28 protein-coding genes are annotated in these 17,184 nt (G+C 59.2%); 19 read left to right on the forward strand and 9 right to left on the reverse strand.

The window, feature by feature from the left end:
• Nucleotides 1-78: 78 nt before the first annotated feature.
• The 5 genes from ACMCNM_RS14285 to ACMCNM_RS14305 all read right to left on the reverse strand — a co-directional run bounded on the left by ACMCNM_RS14285 (nt 79) and on the right by ACMCNM_RS14305 (nt 2,571).
• The gene (locus ACMCNM_RS14285) at nt 79-894 is read right to left on the reverse strand and encodes a DUF2303 family protein (protein ID WP_412764679.1); all 816 of its coding nucleotides are present in this window, start codon (nt 892-894) and stop codon (nt 79-81) included.
• Between the two features lie 26 nt (nt 895-920).
• Nucleotides 921-1,268: a hypothetical protein gene (locus ACMCNM_RS14290; RefSeq protein WP_014756073.1), complete on the reverse strand. Its 348-nt coding sequence runs from the start codon at nt 1,266-1,268 to the stop codon at nt 921-923.
• An 88-nt stretch (nt 1,269-1,356) separates the two neighbouring features.
• Nucleotides 1,357-1,866 carry a hypothetical protein gene (locus ACMCNM_RS14295; protein WP_412764680.1) on the reverse strand — a complete coding sequence of 170 codons (510 nt, stop codon included), beginning with the start codon at nt 1,864-1,866 and terminating at the stop codon, nt 1,357-1,359.
• Between the two features lie 32 nt (nt 1,867-1,898).
• Complete coding sequence (locus ACMCNM_RS14300; RefSeq protein WP_085273453.1) at nt 1,899-2,168, reverse strand: hypothetical protein; 270 nt, start codon at nt 2,166-2,168, stop codon at nt 1,899-1,901.
• Between the two features lie 19 nt (nt 2,169-2,187).
• The gene (locus ACMCNM_RS14305; protein WP_412764681.1) at nt 2,188-2,571 is read right to left on the reverse strand and encodes a response regulator transcription factor; all 384 of its coding nucleotides are present in this window, start codon (nt 2,569-2,571) and stop codon (nt 2,188-2,190) included.
• 248 nt (nt 2,572-2,819) lie between these two features.
• On the opposite strand from ACMCNM_RS14305, the gene ACMCNM_RS14310 reads away from it, so the two are divergent.
• Entirely contained in the window at nt 2,820-3,173 is a 354-nt protein-coding gene (locus ACMCNM_RS14310; protein ID WP_186702663.1) for a hypothetical protein, read from the forward strand.
• Nucleotides 3,174-3,646: 473 nt separating this feature from the next.
• Nucleotides 3,647-3,973, forward strand: coding sequence for a DUF1654 domain-containing protein (locus ACMCNM_RS14315; RefSeq protein WP_412764682.1), 327 nt, complete (start codon nt 3,647-3,649; stop codon nt 3,971-3,973).
• A gap of 38 nt (nt 3,974-4,011) precedes the next feature.
• Here ACMCNM_RS14315 and ACMCNM_RS14320 read toward each other — a convergent pair whose 3' ends face one another.
• The 3 genes from ACMCNM_RS14320 to ACMCNM_RS14330 form a co-directional block, all read right to left on the reverse strand.
• A complete protein-coding gene (locus ACMCNM_RS14320; protein ID WP_412764683.1) occupies nt 4,012-4,554 on the reverse strand; it encodes a hypothetical protein in 543 nt (180 codons plus the stop codon).
• 8 nt (nt 4,555-4,562) lie between these two features.
• Nucleotides 4,563-4,895, reverse strand: a complete 333-nt coding sequence (locus tag ACMCNM_RS14325) for a hypothetical protein (RefSeq protein WP_412764684.1) — start codon at nt 4,893-4,895, stop codon at nt 4,563-4,565.
• Nucleotides 4,896-4,996: 101 nt separating this feature from the next.
• Nucleotides 4,997-5,803, reverse strand: coding sequence for an XRE family transcriptional regulator (locus ACMCNM_RS14330; RefSeq protein ID WP_412764685.1), 807 nt, complete (start codon nt 5,801-5,803; stop codon nt 4,997-4,999).
• Nucleotides 5,804-5,907: 104 nt separating this feature from the next.
• Between ACMCNM_RS14330 and ACMCNM_RS14335 the strand changes: the two genes are divergently transcribed.
• A complete protein-coding gene (locus tag ACMCNM_RS14335; protein ID WP_412764686.1) occupies nt 5,908-6,132 on the forward strand; it encodes a helix-turn-helix transcriptional regulator in 225 nt (74 codons plus the stop codon).
• Here the strand turns inward: ACMCNM_RS14335 and ACMCNM_RS14340 are convergent.
• Nucleotides 6,067-6,306, reverse strand: coding sequence for a hypothetical protein (locus tag ACMCNM_RS14340; protein ID WP_412765977.1), 240 nt, complete (start codon nt 6,304-6,306; stop codon nt 6,067-6,069). The genes ACMCNM_RS14335 and ACMCNM_RS14340 overlap by 66 nt on opposite strands.
• A gap of 68 nt (nt 6,307-6,374) precedes the next feature.
• Here ACMCNM_RS14340 and ACMCNM_RS14345 point away from each other — a divergent pair, with 68 nt between their 5' ends.
• The 16 genes from ACMCNM_RS14345 (at nt 6,375) to ACMCNM_RS14420 (ending at nt 17,123) form a co-directional block, all read left to right on the forward strand.
• Entirely contained in the window at nt 6,375-7,103 is a 729-nt protein-coding gene (locus ACMCNM_RS14345; RefSeq protein WP_412764687.1) for a DnaT-like ssDNA-binding domain-containing protein, read from the forward strand.
• Nucleotides 7,100-7,783, forward strand: coding sequence for a replication protein P (locus tag ACMCNM_RS14350; protein ID WP_412764688.1), 684 nt, complete (start codon nt 7,100-7,102; stop codon nt 7,781-7,783). The genes ACMCNM_RS14345 and ACMCNM_RS14350 overlap by 4 nt, the downstream gene beginning before the upstream one ends.
• Before the next feature lie 26 nt (nt 7,784-7,809).
• A complete protein-coding gene (locus ACMCNM_RS14355; RefSeq protein WP_412764689.1) occupies nt 7,810-8,106 on the forward strand; it encodes a DUF1364 domain-containing protein in 297 nt (98 codons plus the stop codon).
• Nucleotides 8,103-8,540 (forward strand): VRR-NUC domain-containing protein, encoded by a 438-nt coding sequence (locus ACMCNM_RS14360; RefSeq protein WP_412764690.1) that lies wholly within the window; start codon nt 8,103-8,105, stop codon nt 8,538-8,540. Before ACMCNM_RS14355 ends, ACMCNM_RS14360 begins: the two co-directional genes overlap by 4 nt.
• Complete coding sequence (locus tag ACMCNM_RS14365) at nt 8,537-9,826, forward strand: tyrosine-type recombinase/integrase (RefSeq protein WP_412764691.1); 1,290 nt, start codon at nt 8,537-8,539, stop codon at nt 9,824-9,826. The genes ACMCNM_RS14360 and ACMCNM_RS14365 overlap by 4 nt, the downstream gene beginning before the upstream one ends.
• Complete coding sequence (locus ACMCNM_RS14370) at nt 9,823-10,143, forward strand: hypothetical protein (protein ID WP_412764692.1); 321 nt, start codon at nt 9,823-9,825, stop codon at nt 10,141-10,143. The genes ACMCNM_RS14365 and ACMCNM_RS14370 overlap by 4 nt, the downstream gene beginning before the upstream one ends.
• Nucleotides 10,144-10,153: 10 nt before the next feature.
• Nucleotides 10,154-10,732, forward strand: coding sequence for a hypothetical protein (locus ACMCNM_RS14375; RefSeq protein ID WP_412764693.1), 579 nt, complete (start codon nt 10,154-10,156; stop codon nt 10,730-10,732).
• 154 nt (nt 10,733-10,886) lie between these two features.
• Complete coding sequence (locus ACMCNM_RS14380) at nt 10,887-11,087, forward strand: hypothetical protein (protein ID WP_412764694.1); 201 nt, start codon at nt 10,887-10,889, stop codon at nt 11,085-11,087.
• Nucleotides 11,084-11,602 carry a hypothetical protein gene (locus ACMCNM_RS14385; RefSeq protein WP_412764695.1) on the forward strand — a complete coding sequence of 173 codons (519 nt, stop codon included), beginning with the start codon at nt 11,084-11,086 and terminating at the stop codon, nt 11,600-11,602. The genes ACMCNM_RS14380 and ACMCNM_RS14385 overlap by 4 nt, the downstream gene beginning before the upstream one ends.
• Nucleotides 11,603-11,678: 76 nt before the next feature.
• Nucleotides 11,679-12,002, forward strand: a complete 324-nt coding sequence (locus ACMCNM_RS14390) for a phage holin, lambda family (protein WP_412764696.1) — start codon at nt 11,679-11,681, stop codon at nt 12,000-12,002.
• Between the two features lie 3 nt (nt 12,003-12,005).
• The gene (locus tag ACMCNM_RS14395; RefSeq protein WP_412764697.1) at nt 12,006-12,326 is read left to right on the forward strand and encodes an HNH endonuclease; all 321 of its coding nucleotides are present in this window, start codon (nt 12,006-12,008) and stop codon (nt 12,324-12,326) included.
• A gap of 293 nt (nt 12,327-12,619) precedes the next feature.
• Nucleotides 12,620-12,928, forward strand: a complete 309-nt coding sequence (locus tag ACMCNM_RS14400) for a phage terminase small subunit P27 family (RefSeq protein WP_275751573.1) — start codon at nt 12,620-12,622, stop codon at nt 12,926-12,928.
• Nucleotides 12,888-14,696: a terminase large subunit gene (locus ACMCNM_RS14405; protein WP_412764698.1), complete on the forward strand. Its 1,809-nt coding sequence runs from the start codon at nt 12,888-12,890 to the stop codon at nt 14,694-14,696. Before ACMCNM_RS14400 ends, ACMCNM_RS14405 begins: the two co-directional genes overlap by 41 nt.
• Nucleotides 14,693-14,881 carry a hypothetical protein gene (locus ACMCNM_RS14410; RefSeq protein ID WP_275751577.1) on the forward strand — a complete coding sequence of 63 codons (189 nt, stop codon included), beginning with the start codon at nt 14,693-14,695 and terminating at the stop codon, nt 14,879-14,881. Before ACMCNM_RS14405 ends, ACMCNM_RS14410 begins: the two co-directional genes overlap by 4 nt.
• A gap of 2 nt (nt 14,882-14,883) precedes the next feature.
• Nucleotides 14,884-16,155: a phage portal protein gene (locus tag ACMCNM_RS14415; RefSeq protein WP_275751580.1), complete on the forward strand. Its 1,272-nt coding sequence runs from the start codon at nt 14,884-14,886 to the stop codon at nt 16,153-16,155.
• Nucleotides 16,152-17,123 (forward strand): S49 family peptidase, encoded by a 972-nt coding sequence (locus tag ACMCNM_RS14420; RefSeq protein ID WP_412764699.1) that lies wholly within the window; start codon nt 16,152-16,154, stop codon nt 17,121-17,123. Before ACMCNM_RS14415 ends, ACMCNM_RS14420 begins: the two co-directional genes overlap by 4 nt.
• The last annotated feature ends 61 nt before the right edge of the window (nt 17,124-17,184 follow it).

The following is a 17,184-nucleotide window of genomic DNA, read 5'->3' on the forward strand; positions in this document are numbered from 1 at the left end:
GCGGAATCATCAGCATGCTCCTTTGGCTGAACTCCAGCGCCACTGATCACATTTCGCGGTCTGCGGCGCTGAGCTTGTTCACTTCGCGTCGAAGGTGCCTAGGGACAGCTTCGCGGCGGTGCCTACCTTGGTGTCGAGAACGGCTTTGAACTCCTGCGCAATGGCCTCGCGCTGCGCTTCTTCGCCGATCCAGCGCAGCTTCAGCACCGGTTGCGAGCCGCCGGTGATGACCGACACGCGCAGGCGGATCACTTGCTCGCCCAGCCCTTCGAACGGGATGACCTTGAAGTCCAGCCAGGCCGGCAGGGTTTCTTTGCTGCTGGCCTCGATCTGGTCCATGGTGCTGCGGCTGGCGCGAGTTTCACCGACTGCGTGATCGCTCTCCGACGAGGCCTTCACGGTGATGGTTCGAACCGCGGCGATCGCTTTGGCGATGCTCATGCTCTGGCCATTCTCATCGGTAGCGGACAGGTGCTGGTTCCAGTCTTCGATCCAGTCGCTCATGGACTTTTGCACCAGGCTCTGGCCGCACACCGCCTGAACGGCGGCGAAAGCAGCGGAAGCTTTGAGGCGCAGCACGGCGCGATCATCGGCATGGCCTGGCTCGTCGGCAGTACCGATGTTGAACAGCACGATGCAGCTCATGTTGTCTTGATCGATGAAGCCGCGCGCCGCTGGCGCCGAGCGCTCGACAACGTAGGCGCTGTAGTCAGCCAGCGAATGGGTGGCGTAGGTGCCACGGAAGCGATTTCGGCCCGCCTGGAAGCGCTCCAGGTCAACCACGTTGAAGTTCTGCGGGACGACGGCAACCTCTCCGAGGGCTGGCAGCGTGATGCCAGCTGCAGCGACGGCGTTTTCTTGGATCAGTTCGAGAGCTTCTTTGCTGAGGGACATGCGCTTTTCCTTGTAGGTGCTGAGAGTTACGAGCGTGGGTGTACAGGTGCTTCGTCACGAGTGAAGAGCTGGTCGTGCTTTTCCGGGAACAGAGAGATGTTGCCGCCGGTACCGACGTACATCGGCGTATCGAGGCTGGTGTTTTCGCTGCGTGTGCCGCGCTTGGTCGGCACTTTGTAGTCGAGCTTGTGCTTGATCTTTACCTGGTGGGAGTCGCCGATTTGGCTGAAGTCCAAGGTGATGGTGATCTTGCCAGCCTTGCCATGGTCGACGACGCCCGCGGCTACTTCCGACAGGGCGTGGCCAATCTGGCTGGCGAAGGCGCCGCCGTTGAGCTCCTGCAGGAATTCGGTTGTGTCAGTGGGCTTGGACATTGCTGCGTCTCCTGATGGACGATGCCGCTGGGCGGCAGATTGATGTGCTGCTGGCGCCGGCCGTGCCGGACGCGCGCGTTGATGCGTTTCATGCTGTGTTGGCTTCTCGCTTTTCGGCGGTGGTCGGGAAGTTGATCTCGAACTCCCGCAGCAGACGCTTTAGCTGCTTGTCGGAGATCTTCATCAGCCGAACCACCTGATATCTGGTCATGCAGAGGTTGCGGTAGGCGATGATCTGATCCGCTTTGTCCCTGTCGGCCGCCGGGTCGCTGAGCTTCTTGCCCAGGTTGCCCTTGCCGCGCCTTGGATCTCGCTTGAATTTGAATTGGCCGTCCAAGGCGTAACGGCTCAGGCAGCTCAATGACAGGCCGGTGTATGCAGCGGCTTCGGCATAAGTCATGAGCTTCGCCAGCTCACGCACCTCTTCAATGCGCATCTGGCGTCTTTCAGTGCGGGCATTCAGCGGAGCGGCTTGCGCTCGTGCCGGCTCAAGATCACGGTGCGCGCGACGCGGCACATAGCCTTTGGTCGGCAGGCTTTGCACCTGGCCGCCGTCGAGAAAGAAGCTGTCGATGCTCGCATTGAGCTGGGCTAGCACGGCACTGCGCTGGTCTTGATTTGGGCTGTCGATCATTGAAGTCCGCCTCCCTTGCTCGCCGCACCTGCCTCCATCGCGTTAACAAAGCGCATGACGGCCCGATAGGTGAAGGCGTAGCCCTGAACGGCGCCAGTGGAGATCTCCACCACATCCCATTTTCCGTCCTTGCCCGATGCCTGGTACCGCGGTGCGGGCTGGTTGACCTTGGCGTGCGCCTCGGCCCTCACTGACTTACTGCGCTCGAGCAAGGCCGCGAGCACGGCAAGCTTCTGCTCGAAAGCAGGGTGCATTGCTGTCTGCATGGGGTGATCCTCGGTAGGGTCAGGCGTGGTACTCGAAGGCCTCGGCCTTGCGAACGATTCGAACTTGGGCGGTGCGGCGCTCCGGCGCGCGACGGTCGCGGCGCATGGGGTCGCTCTCGTCGATCACCGCGTGCATGGTGATGAGCGCGGCCAGGGCGATGCAGATCGGGCTGATGATCTGTTGGCGCATGGCCTTGGTGACTGCTTCGATGCGGCGGCCGGCCTCCAGCTTGAACAGCGCGGCCTCGATTCGGTTGGCCACGGTGCCTGGGCTGACCGCCATCTGGCGGGCGATTTCTTTGGTGGTGAGGCCTTGGGCCACCCACAGCAATGCTTCGAGCTCACGGGGAGCCAGCGCCTTGCCGAGCTGGCCAATCCATGACCCGCAAGTGATCGTTTCCATGAAGTGTCCTCGGTGGGCTGCATTGGTCGTGACGCTCGCTGCCGTGTACCTCCCGGACCAGGGGAGGGCGAACGTCACGACCGATGCAGCCTGATGATGGGGAACCAGGTGGATCGGGCAGTTATCGTCAGGCTGACGTGCTACTGGTTGTCTAGTGGCCGGCGGCCAGCTCACCACTGCCCAGGTGACGGGCTTTGCGCTAGGCTGAGCGCTCTCACACAACACAGCCAGCAAAGGAGGGCGCAACCTTGGCAGTTTCCGTGGTTGCAAAATTCGTCGCAGACGAGTGGTTCAAAATCATGGCGATTCTTTGTTTCGTGATTTTCGTGGTGTCACTGACAGTAGAGCTGAGGGTCGACAACGTTCTAGTAGGCTTTTTCTCTCTGTCTGGATTGCTGTGGGGTATCGGTGAAATGGCATGTCGGCCATACCGAGAAATCTTGGTAGAGGACTTCGCCGGCCCGGGGTGGGGGAAGCTGTCGGGCAGACCGCGACGCCTCAATGCCCCAGGTTTGATCCTGTTCGTCCTATCAGTCGCAGTTGCTGCACTCGGATGTTTGCGAGGTTGGCCGATGGTATCGGCAATGATCTCGGCTGTTTGATTGGTGATTTCCTGTCTGGCCCTGTCGCCAAGGCCAGCCAGTGAAATCTGTTCTCTCCACCACTCACCGCTACCGAGTCGTCTCTCACCGGCGCCGCACATTTCATGTTCGATGCATTGCCAGTTTGTGTGAGTGGTTTCGCGTGCTTGCATGTGGAAGCACGGCAGCTATCCAGAGGCTGCGTGGTCGACGACTTAGCTTGTCCCGACCCAGGTAATGGCCTGGGTGCGTCGAGGTGGTCACGTCTGGTTGTATAAAGAGCGGTGGCCGGTGAGAGCCTCGGCAGTCCCTGGTGAGTGACTGCGTGTTGGTGTAAATATCACGCATCGTGTTTTCTAAGTCAACACAATGTGTGATTTATTTTGCCTGATGGTGTGTTGAGGATTTTCCCTGCGAGGCGAGTTCACGTTTCACGAGGCGTGATGTATGCTCATTGCAATAGCTGGATGGATATACAGTAAAGGAGATGGCTTATGTCCAAGCAGAAGAAGACGGCACCACAAGGACGCCAAGAGATGACCGGGGTAGAGCGGCTCGGGCTGCGGGTTTCGTCGATGATCAATCACCCCATTGCACAGTCTCAGCGCTGGGTGACGATCCATCGCCTGGACACGGATGGAGACATGGAGTGGGAGGAGGTGATGGGGCTGCTGTCCGAAACGCAGGAATTGGACCTGACGTTCAACGACGACGAAAGCGTGACGGTGAGGTGGGAGGCGCCGAGCGCCGAGGATCGTGACGACCTGGTCGTGGAGAGTGATTGGGAGGAGGAAAAGCTGGAGGAGGAGGCGCCTTTCTGACGGGTAAGAAAAAGCCCGCACTAGCGGGCCTTTTAGGATCAGCGAAGATGCTTCAGTGCTTCGTTCGTAGCAGCTTGCCCTGCTCGCAGCTCTTGGAGAAGATCGCTCATTTTTTCCATGTCAACTTTGGTCTGTTGACGGTCAGCTTCACGGTCTTCTTTAGCTTGCCTTTGCATTGATCGAATCTCATCAATCAAGGCTTTGGTTTGCTTGGTGTTTTCGGTTAGCGCAGCAGTTGTGCTTTCCAGTGGGCCAACAGCATCATCAAGCCTAGTGTAGCTCGACCATGTGTAGGCAAAAGATGCGCCAACCACGGCGAGCACCGCTGCTCCCATCCCGAGGAGAGGGAGGGTTACCGTAACGAATAGGTCTTTGCGGAACGCGGCCATGAGACTTAATGCTTCCTCGCTTTGAGCATCAGTATACACCCCAATTTTGATGCGAATCGCTTCATCCGAAATGGGGGCATTCACAGACGTATCAAAATTTTCTGTCACAAAAAAGGCGCCGCAGCGTGTGGCAACCTGTCGTACCAGTTGCGGAGCCTCTTCCAGTACCTCATAAACGGAGCGCGAAGTCATCGCTACGTTCATTTTTTGCGCTTATCCATCAGATTTCGCAGGAAGTGGGCGTTAAAAAGCGCTGCATGCCCGCATGTCATGCACGTGGCCACGTAGAACCACACCCCGATTTTCTGCATGTTAGGCACCGAGGCTGCGACTACGCCGCAGAGATTGTCGTCACTTGGCGCTGGCACTATCGAGTACTCCCCCTGATGACAAAAGCTGCACTTGCTGTCGGGGGCGATTTCATTGAGCAGCTCCGAGAGCTCAAATCCATCCGTGGTCAGTACCCGGTGCCTCTCGCTGCCAGGCTCTGCGTCTTGTGGCAGGCTGCCAACATCTTCGTCGTTGTCGCTCAAAACAAAGTCCTTGATTCCGAGGGGAGGCAAACGCAGGCGCGATGATGCCATAGTGATGCCTCAGGCGCATCATGTAAGATAAAGACAGGGCGCAGCAATACTTAGACTAAATGGGCATTCCACACCAATAACACCCGCGCCTGGATGTAAGTCTCGTCAACCCGGATGTCTTCAGGCGGATGATTGGTGTTGTCCGAGATCATCTTGAAATGCTCTCGACCCTTCTTCTGCAGGCGCTTGATGTACTGATGACCCTGGTGGGAGAAGTAGTAGATCCCGTCGCCAACGAATTCACGGATGCTGATGTCAACGACCAACGGGTCGCGGCTCTTGATGGTCGGTGCCATGGACTGACCGACACCTGTTATGAGCTTCAGATGGAAATGCTCTTTGAACTCGACCCCCATCTCTCGCAGGTGAGTAGGGCTGACCCGGATGTCCTGCAGCATTTCAGGGAAGTCGTGCGCTACTTCACCATCGCCCATTGCTCCGCGCACGTCGTAGTGAGCAATCCACACCTCATCGCCCACGAGGCCTGGCCGAACGAAGCCAGCCGCGACGACACTGCTGGCGCTCGGCTCCTCAGCCGCAGCAAGGAGGCGCTGACGGGCCTCTTCCGGAATGCCTTTGCCGCTCTTTGCGAGCATCTGCCTGACAAGATCAGTCGTACTCCGGACTGGCGCCGAAACCTCGGTCACTGCCGCAGAGCTCAGGAGTAGCTCGGATTGGTCGACTCCAAGGGCCGCTGCCATAGCGGCAATATCCGCCAGCGTTGGCTCTCGCGTACCGGCTTCATAGTTTCCGACGCGTGACTGCGATTTCCAGCCGCAAGCATCTGCCAGCTGGGCCTGGGACATTCCCGTCGCTTTTCTCAAGCGCTTAATGCGCTGGCTCAGTGATTCATTCATGCGCGGGATTTCATCACGAAATGAAATACACGGCTTTCACTTATTGTGATTGATATTAACACGATGCGTGTTTATCCTGAGTGCTAGTCATTGAGGAACCCCGAATGAACAACGTTCGCAAGATCCGGGTAGCTGCGGGGATTAGCCAAGCCCGTCTATGCCGGGAGCTCCGCTGGAACCAGTCGCGCCTGGCCAACTACGAGGCCGGGCGCCGGTGTGTCGGCCTGGATGCGGCCCGGAGGATTGTCGCTGCGCTGAACGGGCTAGGCGCCGAGTGCAGCCTTGACGATGTCTTCCCGCCAACGGCTCGCGACCCAGAAGCAGCCTGACATTTGAATCATTACTGATCTGGCACTGAGCCAGTAGATGGCCGAAACACCTGCTGATCCATCCAGTACCTGAATCGCAGGCATAAAAAAACCGGGTGGCAGCCCGGCTTCTTCAACAGCAGTTAATCGAGGTCGATTATGCACCGCATGGCCGATGCAGGCAATACCACGCATTCCACGTCACTTTTTGGCATTTCGCCAAATCTGACGCGTCAGGCTGTCAGTCATGGAGGGCGTTCGTAATGGCACGTATCCGCACCATAAAGCCTGAGTTCTGGACCAGTGAGCAGGTCATGGAGTGCTCGGCGATGGCTCGACTCCTGTTCATCGGGATCTGGAACTTCTGCGACGACGCAGGCAACCATCCGATGTCCCCCAAGACTATCAAGGCGCTCGTTTTCCCGGGAGACGACATCACTGCGTTAGCGGTGGAAGGGCTGCTCGCTGAGCTGGTATCGAACCGACTAATCACCATCTACGAGGCGGCATCGAAGCAGTACCTGCACGTCAACGGATGGCACCACCAGAAGATCGATAGACCCACTGTAAAGCACCCTGAATTCGTTGAACCTTCGCCGAGTGCTCGCCGAGAAGTCGGTGAAGGCTCGTCTAGCGGTGATCGAGGCCTCACCCCCGGAAGGGAAGGGAAGGGAAGTAATACACACTCTCCGCGTGAGCCGTTCGCGATGTTCCTGGATTGGATCCCTGACCAGGCTCAGCTTGAGGCTTACGCCAAGCGCTCAGGGGTAGCCATCGAGGAATTCTCGGAAAAGGCCATTTCGGGCTTTGTCGTCCATCACGACGCGAAGGGGCTGGCCAAAACCGAGAGCCAGTGGATCGCCGACTTGGTCGGCTGGAGAAAGCGCGACCTTGCGAATGCGGCGAAGGTCGTCCCTCTGAGGGCGGGACCTGGCGGCCTGCAGCTCGACGACAGTGACACGTCGTGGATTGAGCAGGGAAGCGCCCAATGAACCCAGTCGCAGTTGTGACTCATGGCCTGTGGGCCAAGGTTCAGTCCGGCCAGCACGTCTCTGCTGGATACGAGCTGCCAGATGACGTGAAGGCAGAACTCAACCAGAAGACAGCGAAGGTGATCAACGATCTGTTCCGTGATCTGCGATCGATCTGCACCGCCTGGAAGCAGGCTTGGCCAGACCAGGCCACATACGACGCGTCCAAGCAGCAATGGCTGACCGCTTTTCTTGAGGCCGGCATCTGCAATCCCGAGCAGTTGCAGTTTGGGCTGATGCGCTGCCGCCAGTCGGGTGCAGCGTTTATTCCGCCGCCCGGCGAGTTCATTCAGTGGTGTCAGCCGTCTCCAGAAATGCTCGGCCTTCCAGCCTTGGCGGCCGCTTTCCGCGAAGCGACTCGCAATGCACATCCTGCGACGGCTGGCAGGGGGAAGTGGAGTCATGACGCGGTCTGGCACGCGGCCAAGGAGTGCGGCTTTGAGAACCTCAACAAGCTGCCATCCGATGTCAACTCGAAGCTGTTCGAGCGCAACTACGCCATCGCGGTTCGTCGGCTTATGGCTGGTGAGCCGTTGCAGAAGATGCCCCTGGCACTTCCCGCCGAGGTTGCCGCCCGCCGTACCCCGCAAGTCGGAAATTCTGCCCTGGCAGCCATGCGTGCCCGTTTGGCGGGGCGCTGATCAATCAACCTGCAAGGAGGCGTCCCGTGCGCCAAACAAAACTGACCAAGGCCGCTCGCGGCCGGGAATGCCAGGTGCGCATTCCGGGCGTGTGCAACGGCAACCCCGAGACCACCGTCCTTGCGCACTACCGCCTGGCCGGTACCTGCGGCGTCGGCAAGAAACCGCACGACCTGCAAGGCGCCTGGTCCTGCAGCGCCTGCCACGATGCCTGTGATGGGCGCAGCCGGTCCGTGGACCGCGACACCGCCCGCCAGTACCACGCTGAAGGTGTTATGCGCACCCAGGCACTGCTGCTCCACGAAGGGGTGCTGATCGCATGAATAGCCAAATTCCCCCATTCCGCCATCCGGCCCGACCCAAGTCCGTCCGCGCCAAGCCCGTCGACCGGGAAGGGCAGGAGCAGGCCGCCCTGCTCGAAGAGATCCAGCTGCGCTATCCCGAGGTGTTCGAGCTGATCTATCACGTCCCGAACGGCGGTCACCGGCACAAGGGCGTGGCGCTGAAGCTCAAGGCTCAGGGCGTGAAGGCCGGCATCCCCGACCTGGTGCTGACCATGGCCCGCGGCGGGTACTTCGGTTTGTACATCGAATTCAAGGCGACCGTTGACCCGGCGCCTGTCTCGTCCAGCCAGCAAGCGTGCATTCGCCGGCTGAACGACCAAGGCTACCTGGCCGTTGTGTGTCAGGGGCATTTCGACGCCATGGAGTGCCTGAGGGCGTACCTGGCCCTGCCTAAAACGGAGGTTGCAGCATGACCAACACCGCCGCTGTGAAAATCAGCGATGCAGAGATTCGCCGGCAGGCCGCCGGCCAGGTGCGCGACCTGCGTGCCCTGGGCAATCACGGCCTGTATTTTCGGTTCCACCGTTCCCGTGAGCGCGGGTCCTGGTACCTGATCCACAAGGGTAAGTGGAACCTGATCGGCTCGTACCCAGAACTGAGCGCCGCCAAGGTGGCCGCGGCGCTGCCGGATATCCGTCTGCGACTGGAGGCTGGTGAAGGGTCGAGCTTATCGAGCTGGGTGCTGACTGGTGAGCTGCTGTCCTGGTTCGCTGAGCGCATGTCCCGTGACCGCAACCTGTCGGGCAAGCGCAAGAGCACGGCGGCGTCGGCTATCAAGCAGCACCTGGTGCCTCGCTTGGGCGAAATCCCGCTGGCCCAAATCGACAAGGCGCTGCTCGATCGCGAACTGATGTGGCCACTGCAAGAGTCGCTGTCGATCGATTACGTGCGCCTGGTGTTCCAGCTGCTGGCACTGGCCTTCCGGCAGGCCACCAAGCTGGGCCTGCTCAGCTCCAATCCCATGGCCGGCATTCGCTTTGGCGACTTCTCGAAGGCCAAGGTCACGGTCAAGCCGTCGCGGCTGCGCGGTGTGCACCTGGAAGACCTGATGTCGCGCATGAAGAGCACCCTGGCGAACCTCCCGCAGCATGGCGTACTGGCCCTGATGATGCTGTGCCACGGTACCCGGCTGGGTGAAACCCGACTGGCCCGCTGGAACCACATCAGCCTGGCCGAGCGGGAGTGGTTCATTCCTGCCGAGCACACCAAGACCGGCGTGCAGCACCGACTGCCACTGACCGACCAGGTGCGCTTCCTGTTGATGGCTTACCGCGAGATCCAGCGCAACCAGGGCTATGACGGCCAGTTCCTGTTCCCGGGCCGGCAGGGCAAGCCTTTGAGTGAAGCGAAGGCCTCTGCTGTGTTCACGGTCATGGGGCAAGGCGAATGGACCAGCCACGACCTACGCAAGCTGGCCCGTACCGGTTGGGCTGACCTGGGTGTTGACCACCTGGTGGGCGAGCTGCTGATCAACCATGCCATGGGCCACAACGTGAAGGTGTACATCCAGTCCGACGTGATGGCCCGCAAGCGTGAGGCGCTGGAGAAGTGGCACGCACACCTTGATCAGAAGGGTTTTGAGTCGGTTCACGGCTTGACCGGTGATAGATCAATGGATTCATGGACTCTCTCGCGGGCCGCAAAGCGTGCGGGTTTCGACGGACTTCCGGTATCCACCATAAGCGAGGATTCGAAATGACAGGGAAGCGCCACGGGCCATCCTTCAAGAAGCACATGATCAAGCTTGCCGAGTGCCCAGATTGCCAAGGTCGCGGGGTAGTACAGGGCGTTTTCCATGAGCTTGGCTGTGACACCTGCAGCGCCACGGGCTGGATTGATCGATGGACGAACCGGCCTATGCCACTGGAGGAGTTGGCAATCCAGTTGGGTATGAACCTGCGGGCAGTGCTCCGGCAGGTCGAGCAGTTGAAGAACCCTCAGGCATCCGGGCCTGAGGCCACATATCAGGGAAGCAACCGGCGCGGCGCCGGTGGCACCAACTACTCCGGGGATTGAGGGGAAGGACATGATTTACAGCAGCGTACTCGCGGCGGTCGTCTCGGCCCTAGCTGCAGAAGCGATCGACAACACCAGCAAGCAGGCTTGGCAGAAGCTATATGATCCAGGCAGTGAAGATGGCCACGACATGGCCATCCTGAGCCGATCGGTAGAGCGCGGCAAAATCAGTCGCTTGGATGCGGACTGCTGGGTGTTCGCCCGGCTGCACAGCCAGTTGAAGCCGAGGCACTGGGATGTACTTGTGGCAAAGTACAGCACGCATAAAGGGCGCAAGGTCCAATCGCTAGGTAGGCTCTGGCCCATAGTCGCCTCTCACGCTCCCAAGCTTTTCATCATCAGTGCTGTGACGGCTTGGGCTATTCCCAAGATGAAGGGGGCCGATGGAAAGCGCTCGAGCGATATCATCGTTCTGCCAGCCCAGTTCTACGACATGAACCGGTGGGACCCGGATGCTAGTCCTGAGCGCACCCGTCGCCGGTGGAGGGCGGGAATCGAAGTTGTTCTTGATGGGATGGTCGTTGAGGCCTTGGCTGAGGCGGGCGCGATTCTCACCCATGAGGGGCTATCCCTAGAAAATGCCGCTTGACATCAAATGGCCCCATGGCCGATCATTTATCCATCATGCGGTATCTGCGCTTTTTTAGGATAGAGTTGATGCTAGCCTCTGCCTTGTCGACACTCCTATCCGCCCCTCATGCTCTTCCAGCTGCGCTGTAAGTTCTTGGACCACAAGGATGTAAATGGATAACAAAACCATTCGGTGGCTCACGAGTCTATTGATAGGCTTGGCTACAGGCTTCATGGTCACTGGTGTAGCAACGCTTTCACTACTTGACAATACGAAACCTATGGTAATTGTCGCTGCTGCTACAATGTCAGTATCAAGTGTTTTCCTCATTGCGATCTCCTATGTGATCGCAGTTCAGGAGGTGGAAAAATGACGATTTGGATCATCCTGTTCTGGATTATAGGAGTGGGACTGATTATCGGCGTTGCCATTTACCGGGGCATCAAAAATGGTCCTACCAAATTCCCTGTATCTCCTATCGAGGAAATGCAGCGCGCTCAGGCACAAGCGAGTGCGGAGTCTGCCTCCGCATCCATACGTGAGATGCGTGCCGATATTGAGCGGTTGAATCGCAAGATTGAGGCGCTTCACCGCGATCTGGGTGACGTAGCCTCAAAGAAGGCTGAAAGCACGGTTGGACAGTTAACTGCTGAACAGATTAGGGAGATCCAGGAGCGGTTTACCTATCCGCCTGAAGTGGACAGCGTTCTGCATACTCACAAGCCCTATGCTTCGTTTTCAGCGGCGGGACCATGGGCCGAAGTCGCTATGGCAGGCTTGATCAGCCATTCAGAGTTAGTCCATTCCACGTCCTTCCAGTACCATGAACGCAGTGACAGTGAAAGGAAGAGTGACGACGAGCCCATCGTTCGGATAGCCAGAGAATAGACGCCCAATCATACAGTCATAAAGCCCGCCATTGAGCGGGCTTTTTTGTTTCAGCTTCCCGAAAGGGAGAATTGAGATGCCAAAAATGCCCGAGAAGGATCCTGGCCTGTGGGCCGCCGTGCTCGCCTGGGTGCTGGCTCACCAGCCTCAGCTGTATGCCGCTGGCCTGTCAGTCGCGATCGCTGCCCTTCGGGTGGTGTATGGCGGAGGCACCCGTCGGCAGATGATCTTGGAGGGCGCGCTCTGCGGCCTCATCACCTTAGCCCTAGTGCCACTGCTTGAATGGATGGGGTTGCCGCAGGGCATGGCCACCTTCGCAGGCGGCGCTGTTGGCTTCATGGGTGTTGAGAAGCTGCGCGGATACTCAGATCTGTTTATTTCCCGCAAGGCGCAGGGGTGACACATGTCGCTACTCGAGGCAGGCAAAAAGCCGAGCCCATACGGCTATCGATGGCAGCAGGCCCGCGAGGGGTGGTTGCGCAAGAACCCCCTCTGCGTTCGGTGCGAAAAGACGAGCCTGAACAGGGCAGCCACAGTCGTCGACCACATCACGCCACACCGAGGTGACATGACCCTTTTCTGGGATAGGGCGAACTGGCAGTCGCTTTGCACTAACTGCCACAGCTCCTACAAGCAGCGCCTGGAGAAGTCAGGGCGCGAGGCAGGGTGCGACGTCAGCGGGAGGCCGCTGGACCCCAGGCATCACTGGAATCGGCCCTCCTGAGGGCTTCCGGGCGGCGCGGGGCTCCATCCCAGGGCAGGGGGGGTGAAAAAGTTTTTTCGGAGGCCTTTCCTGACCGTTCGCCCCCCTCCGCGTGCAAAGCCGCGAAATGAAATGATTTTTTTTGAGAGCAGAAAATGGCCGGGAGACGACCTACACCGACGGAGCTGAAGCTTGTCAGAGGGAATCCCGGTAAGCGCCCGATCAACAAAAATGAGCCTCAGCCAGCTAAGCGCATTCCCAGTGCCCCAGATCACCTGAGCTCGGATGGCCAGGTGGCGTGGGGGCGGCTCACTGTGTTGCTGGACCGCATGGGGGTGCTTACCGAAGCCGATGGCTTTGCGCTTGAGCGCCTCTGCGATTGCTACTCCGAAATCCTTGCCCTGCGTGATGTGATTGATGCGCAGGGGCGGACTTACGAAACCACCAGCACCCAGGGCGAACTGGTGCTCAAGGCGAACCCGGCGGTGGCCATGTTGGCCGACGTAGACCGCCGCTTCAAAAGCTACCTGGTCGAATTCGGCCTGACACCGGCTGCGCGATCCAAGGTGCAAGTAAAAGACGATGAGCCAAAAGAAGACCAGTTCGCGGAGTTCTTCGGTTGACGACCCGGCAACGCAGTACGCCAAGGAAGTTCATTCCGGTGAGCGTGTCGCGGGGCCAGACATTCGAAATGCGTGTGCGCGCCATCTGCATGACCTGGAGGAGGGGCCGAAGCGCGGGCTGACCTGGGATTTGGCTGCGGCCAACAAAGCTATTCGCTTCTATCGCACAGTCCTCAAGTTGAACGGTGGGGAGTTTGAAGGGCTGCCGTTCGAGCTGTTGCCCTGGCAAAAATTCATTGTGGGCAGCATCTTCGGATGGAAGTCCAGTGACGGGTATCGCCGCTTCCGGGTCGTTTACGTCGAGAGCGGTAAGGGTTCGGGAAAATCGCCCTTGGCCGCCGGGGTGGGGCTGACCGGACTGATCGCGGACAACGAAGCACGCGCCGAGATCTACGCTGCCGCGACCAAAAAAGATCAGGCCATGATCCTGTTCCGGGATGCTGTGGCGATGGTGCAGCAATCTCCGGAGTTGACCAAGCGCCTGGTTTGCAGCGGCACCGGCCAGAACATTTGGAACCTGGCCTACCTCAAGTCAGGATCGTTTTTCAGACCGATCAGTTCGGATGATGGTCAGTCTGGTCCGCGGCCACACATGGCGCTCATCGACGAAGTGCACGAGCACAAGACCAACATGGTCGTGGAGATGATGCGAGCCGGCACCAAGAGCCGTAAACAGGCGCTCATTTTCATGATCACCAACAGCGGCTCGAACAAGCGCGGCCCTTGCTGGGAGTACCACGAGTATGGCTCTCGGGTTGCATCTGGGGCACTCACTGATGACGGATTCTTTGCCTACATCTGTTCGCTGGACGAGGGCGATGATCCTATTCAGGACGAAAGCTGCTGGTTCAAGTCCAACCCTTCGCTTCAGGATGCTGATCTTCCGGGCATGAAGTACTTGCGCGAACAGGTGACCGAAGCCCGGGGGATGCCGAGCAAGGAAGCCATGGTGCGGCGCCTCAACTTCTGCGAATGGACCGGCGCAGAGTCGCCATGGATCTCTTGGGATGTCTGGAGCCAGGCTGAAGAGCGCGTACCCATGTCGCTGTTGCGCAATCGCCCCAGCGTTGGCGGACTGGACCTATCCAGCACGACGGACCTGACATCATTTGTCCTGCTGTTCTATCCGACCTACGAGGATCCGCACTGGCGGCTGTTGCCGTATTTTTGGATTCCCGATCACGAACTCGACAAGCGCGAAGCCCGCGACAAAGTGCCTTATGCGGCATGGATTAAATCGCGGGATCTAGAAACGACGCCAGGGCGTGCCATCAGCAAGCTGCATGTGTTGCGTCGGCTGCAGACCATCTGTGACTTCTTCCAGGTGGACAAGATCGCGTTTGACCGCTGGCGGATCGAGGATATGCGGCAGCTGATGAGCGAGTACGACATCACATTGCCTGAGCTCGTGGAGTTCGGGCAGGGCTTCAAGGATATGGGGCCGGCGGTGGATGAGTTTGAGCGGCGGCTGCTCGGCATGATCGAGCCGCAACCAGAGGAAGAGGGTGGCGCGGCAGAGTTCTTCGATGATGCGCTGCCGGCCGAGGCGGTGGAGTCTCTGCGGCACGATGGCAATCCAGTAATGACCTGGTGTGCCGGTAACGCCGTGATTGTTTCCGATCCGGCAAACAACCGAAAGGCCGACAAGGCTAAAGCAACGGGCCGAATTGACGGAATCATTGCCGCGATCATGGCGACAGGTATTAGCGGGGCAGTGTCTTCCGGCAGCAGCGGCAGTTCCATTTACGACGAAGGAGTTGGGGTTTGAACACCATTGCAATTGCTGCGTGGGTCGCTGGACTGCTTGGCTTCGGCCTACTGGTCGCCGGCATCGCCCTGATCCATGTGCCCGCTGCGCTCATTTCTGCTGGACTGGGCCTGATCGGTTGGGCCTGGCTGGCGGACAAAGCTGCAGCTCGAGTACCCCTCAAACCCAGTCCAGAAGGAGGCTGATCATGTTCTTCAGCAATCTTCTCGGCGGCAGTGAAGGGCTGGTTTCGGATAGCGGCGGGGGCTTTTGGCGAGGCTTGATCGGCTCTAGTCGTTCGGCCGCGGGGGTGACGGTTACGCCGGATACGGCGCTAGCCATTACCGTCTTGCAAACTTGCGTCACCTTGCTGGCGGAGAGCGTGGGTCAGTTGCCGCTTGAGTTGTATCGCCGACTGGGTGATGGCAAGCGTGAGTCGGCTACGTCCCATCCGCTCTATGATGTTCTCCGTTATCAGCCAAACCCTTGGCAAACTCCTTATGAGTACCGAGAATCCGGCCAGCTCGCCCTGGGGCTGCGAGGGAACTGCTACAGCTTCATCGAACGCAACGACGACGGTTCGGTGAAGGCCCTGTATCCGCTGCGAAACGACAAGGTGGTGGTGCTCAAGGGCGGCGACCTACGTCCTGTCTACCGTATTGGCGGGCACGATCCGTTGCCCATGCGACTGATTCATCATGTGCGCTGGCACACAAAAAATCATTACACCGGCCTGTCTCCCGTTGAGCTGCATGCCGATGCCGTCGGCCTGGCGCAGGCGGTAAGACAGTACGCGGGCAAGTCATTTGCCAACGGCACTGCGGTGAGTGGTGTCATTGAGCGCCCGAAAGAGGCGCCGCCGATCAAGGAACAGTCCAGTATTGACCGCATCCTTGATCAGTGGGGCAATAAGTTCTCAGGTATCGACAACGCGAAAAAGGTCGCGATGCTGCAGGAAGGCATGACCTTCAAGGCCGTGTCGATGAACAACGTTGACGCCGAGCTGCTCGGCATTCTCAAGGCCACCGGACTCGACATCGCTCGGATCTACAAGATTCCGCCGCACATGATCAACGAGCTGGAGAAGGCCAGTTACAACAGCCTTGAACAGCTGCTGATCCAGTACGTGATCTTCGCCCTGATGCCCTGGGTGAAGCGCCACGAGCAGGCCATGATGCGCGACTTCCTGTTGCCGTCGGAGAGGCGGGATTACTTCATCGAGTTCAACCTGTCCGGCCTGCTGCGTGGCGACCAGAAAAGCCGCTACGACGCCTATGCAATTGGCAGGCAGTGGGGGTGGCTGTCGATCAACGACATCCGGCGCCTGGAAAACATGCCGCCCGTTGCCAACGGCGACAGCTATCTGCAGCCGCTCAACATGACCGACGTGGCCAACGGCCTGCCCGATATGAATAACCCAAACGTCCGCGCCCAGCTGGAACAGCAGCGTGACGACATCCTGAGGATGCTTGCCGCATGAAACGACATTTGCGCGCTGCCAGCTTGCTGTTCAATCAGCCGCTACTGACGACACCCGACATGCTGGACCTGGCAGTGCGCTGGGCCAATCAGACGATGAGCCTGAACATCGTCAACCTTAACATGGGCGGGGCTGCAGCCAACCCATCGATGTTCTATGACGACGATGACTACCAGGCCGAGCAGGGCCGCCGTGAAGAGCAACGGCGCGCCGCCATTGCCCAGACAGGTATCGAAGTGATCCCCGTTCATGGCGTGCTTGTTAGCCGCGGTAGCCACTTGAACGCCTGCGAGACCATGACCAGCTACGAAGGTCTGCGAGCAGCCCTGAACAAGGCGATTGCTGACCCCATGGTCGAGCACATTGTGCTCGACATTGACAGCCCAGGCGGCAGCGCGGTCGGCGCCTTCGAACTGGCGGCCGACATTCGCGCGGCAACCAAGATCAAGCCAATCACCGGCCTGGTCAACTTCATGGCGTACTCCGGGGGCTACCTGATTGCGTCTGCTTGCACCGAGGTCGTGGTCAGCATGACCTCCGGCGTGGGCTCCATCGGAGTAGTGGCCAGCCACATGGACCGCTCGAAGATGATCGAAGGCATGGGGGTAAAGGTCACGACAGTCTTTGCCGGCGCGCACAAGAATGACCTGAGCCCGAACGAACCTATTACCGAGCAATCTTTGCAGGTGCTGAACGAAGTCGTGCAGGAGAGCTATCAGCTGTTCACGACCCACGTTGCCGAATACCGAGGCCGCGACGTCGGCGACATCATCGCCACTGAGGCTGCCTGCTATCGCGGTTCATCCGCCATCGCGATTGGCTTGGCAGATCGCCTGGAGTCGCCGCAGCTTGCGGTAGACAACCTCTCGCGTGCGGTCGCCCTTAGTCGCGCGCAGCGCCAAGGCGCACAGCCACAACAGCGCATCAGCGTGAGGGCTACGGCCTTCGCCATTCAGTCTCAACTCTGACCGCGTTCGCGGCAGTGACCACGACCGCCTAACGGCGGTTTTTTTATGCCCAGGAGGCAGT

This window comes from Pseudomonas sp. NGC7 (assembly GCF_047159675.1).
Lineage (GTDB): Bacteria > Pseudomonadota > Gammaproteobacteria > Pseudomonadales > Pseudomonadaceae > Aquipseudomonas > Aquipseudomonas kermanshahensis.

What these genes read in the sequence shown, in the direction of transcription:
- ACMCNM_RS14420 (WP_412764699.1), top strand. Translation starts at nt 16,152, where the DNA reads ATGAAACGACATTTGCGCGCTGCCAGCTTGCTGTTCAATCAGCCGCTA.
- ACMCNM_RS14315 (WP_412764682.1), top strand. Translation starts at nt 3,647, where the DNA reads ATGTCCAAGCAGAAGAAGACGGCACCACAAGGACGCCAAGAGATGACC.
- ACMCNM_RS14290 (WP_014756073.1), bottom strand. Translation starts at nt 1,268, where the DNA reads ATGTCCAAGCCCACTGACACAACCGAATTCCTGCAGGAGCTCAACGGC.
- ACMCNM_RS14345 (WP_412764687.1), top strand. Translation starts at nt 6,375, where the DNA reads ATGGCACGTATCCGCACCATAAAGCCTGAGTTCTGGACCAGTGAGCAG.
- ACMCNM_RS14370 (WP_412764692.1), top strand. Translation starts at nt 9,823, where the DNA reads ATGACAGGGAAGCGCCACGGGCCATCCTTCAAGAAGCACATGATCAAG.
- ACMCNM_RS14335 (WP_412764686.1), top strand. Translation starts at nt 5,908, where the DNA reads ATGAACAACGTTCGCAAGATCCGGGTAGCTGCGGGGATTAGCCAAGCC.
- ACMCNM_RS14360 (WP_412764690.1), top strand. Translation starts at nt 8,103, where the DNA reads ATGAATAGCCAAATTCCCCCATTCCGCCATCCGGCCCGACCCAAGTCC.
- ACMCNM_RS14350 (WP_412764688.1), top strand. Translation starts at nt 7,100, where the DNA reads ATGAACCCAGTCGCAGTTGTGACTCATGGCCTGTGGGCCAAGGTTCAG.
- ACMCNM_RS14285 (WP_412764679.1), bottom strand. Translation starts at nt 894, where the DNA reads ATGTCCCTCAGCAAAGAAGCTCTCGAACTGATCCAAGAAAACGCCGTC.
- ACMCNM_RS14375 (WP_412764693.1), top strand. Translation starts at nt 10,154, where the DNA reads ATGATTTACAGCAGCGTACTCGCGGCGGTCGTCTCGGCCCTAGCTGCA.
- ACMCNM_RS14365 (WP_412764691.1), top strand. Translation starts at nt 8,537, where the DNA reads ATGACCAACACCGCCGCTGTGAAAATCAGCGATGCAGAGATTCGCCGG.
- ACMCNM_RS14330 (WP_412764685.1), bottom strand. Translation starts at nt 5,803, where the DNA reads ATGAATGAATCACTGAGCCAGCGCATTAAGCGCTTGAGAAAAGCGACG.
- ACMCNM_RS14380 (WP_412764694.1), top strand. Translation starts at nt 10,887, where the DNA reads ATGGATAACAAAACCATTCGGTGGCTCACGAGTCTATTGATAGGCTTG.
- ACMCNM_RS14405 (WP_412764698.1), top strand. Translation starts at nt 12,888, where the DNA reads ATGAGCCAAAAGAAGACCAGTTCGCGGAGTTCTTCGGTTGACGACCCG.
- ACMCNM_RS14385 (WP_412764695.1), top strand. Translation starts at nt 11,084, where the DNA reads ATGACGATTTGGATCATCCTGTTCTGGATTATAGGAGTGGGACTGATT.
- ACMCNM_RS14390 (WP_412764696.1), top strand. Translation starts at nt 11,679, where the DNA reads ATGCCAAAAATGCCCGAGAAGGATCCTGGCCTGTGGGCCGCCGTGCTC.
- ACMCNM_RS14320 (WP_412764683.1), bottom strand. Translation starts at nt 4,554, where the DNA reads ATGACTTCGCGCTCCGTTTATGAGGTACTGGAAGAGGCTCCGCAACTG.
- ACMCNM_RS14340 (WP_412765977.1), bottom strand. Translation starts at nt 6,306, where the DNA reads ATGCGTGGTATTGCCTGCATCGGCCATGCGGTGCATAATCGACCTCGA.
- ACMCNM_RS14300 (WP_085273453.1), bottom strand. Translation starts at nt 2,168, where the DNA reads ATGCAGACAGCAATGCACCCTGCTTTCGAGCAGAAGCTTGCCGTGCTC.
- ACMCNM_RS14395 (WP_412764697.1), top strand. Translation starts at nt 12,006, where the DNA reads ATGTCGCTACTCGAGGCAGGCAAAAAGCCGAGCCCATACGGCTATCGA.
- ACMCNM_RS14305 (WP_412764681.1), bottom strand. Translation starts at nt 2,571, where the DNA reads ATGGAAACGATCACTTGCGGGTCATGGATTGGCCAGCTCGGCAAGGCG.
- ACMCNM_RS14415 (WP_275751580.1), top strand. Translation starts at nt 14,884, where the DNA reads ATGTTCTTCAGCAATCTTCTCGGCGGCAGTGAAGGGCTGGTTTCGGAT.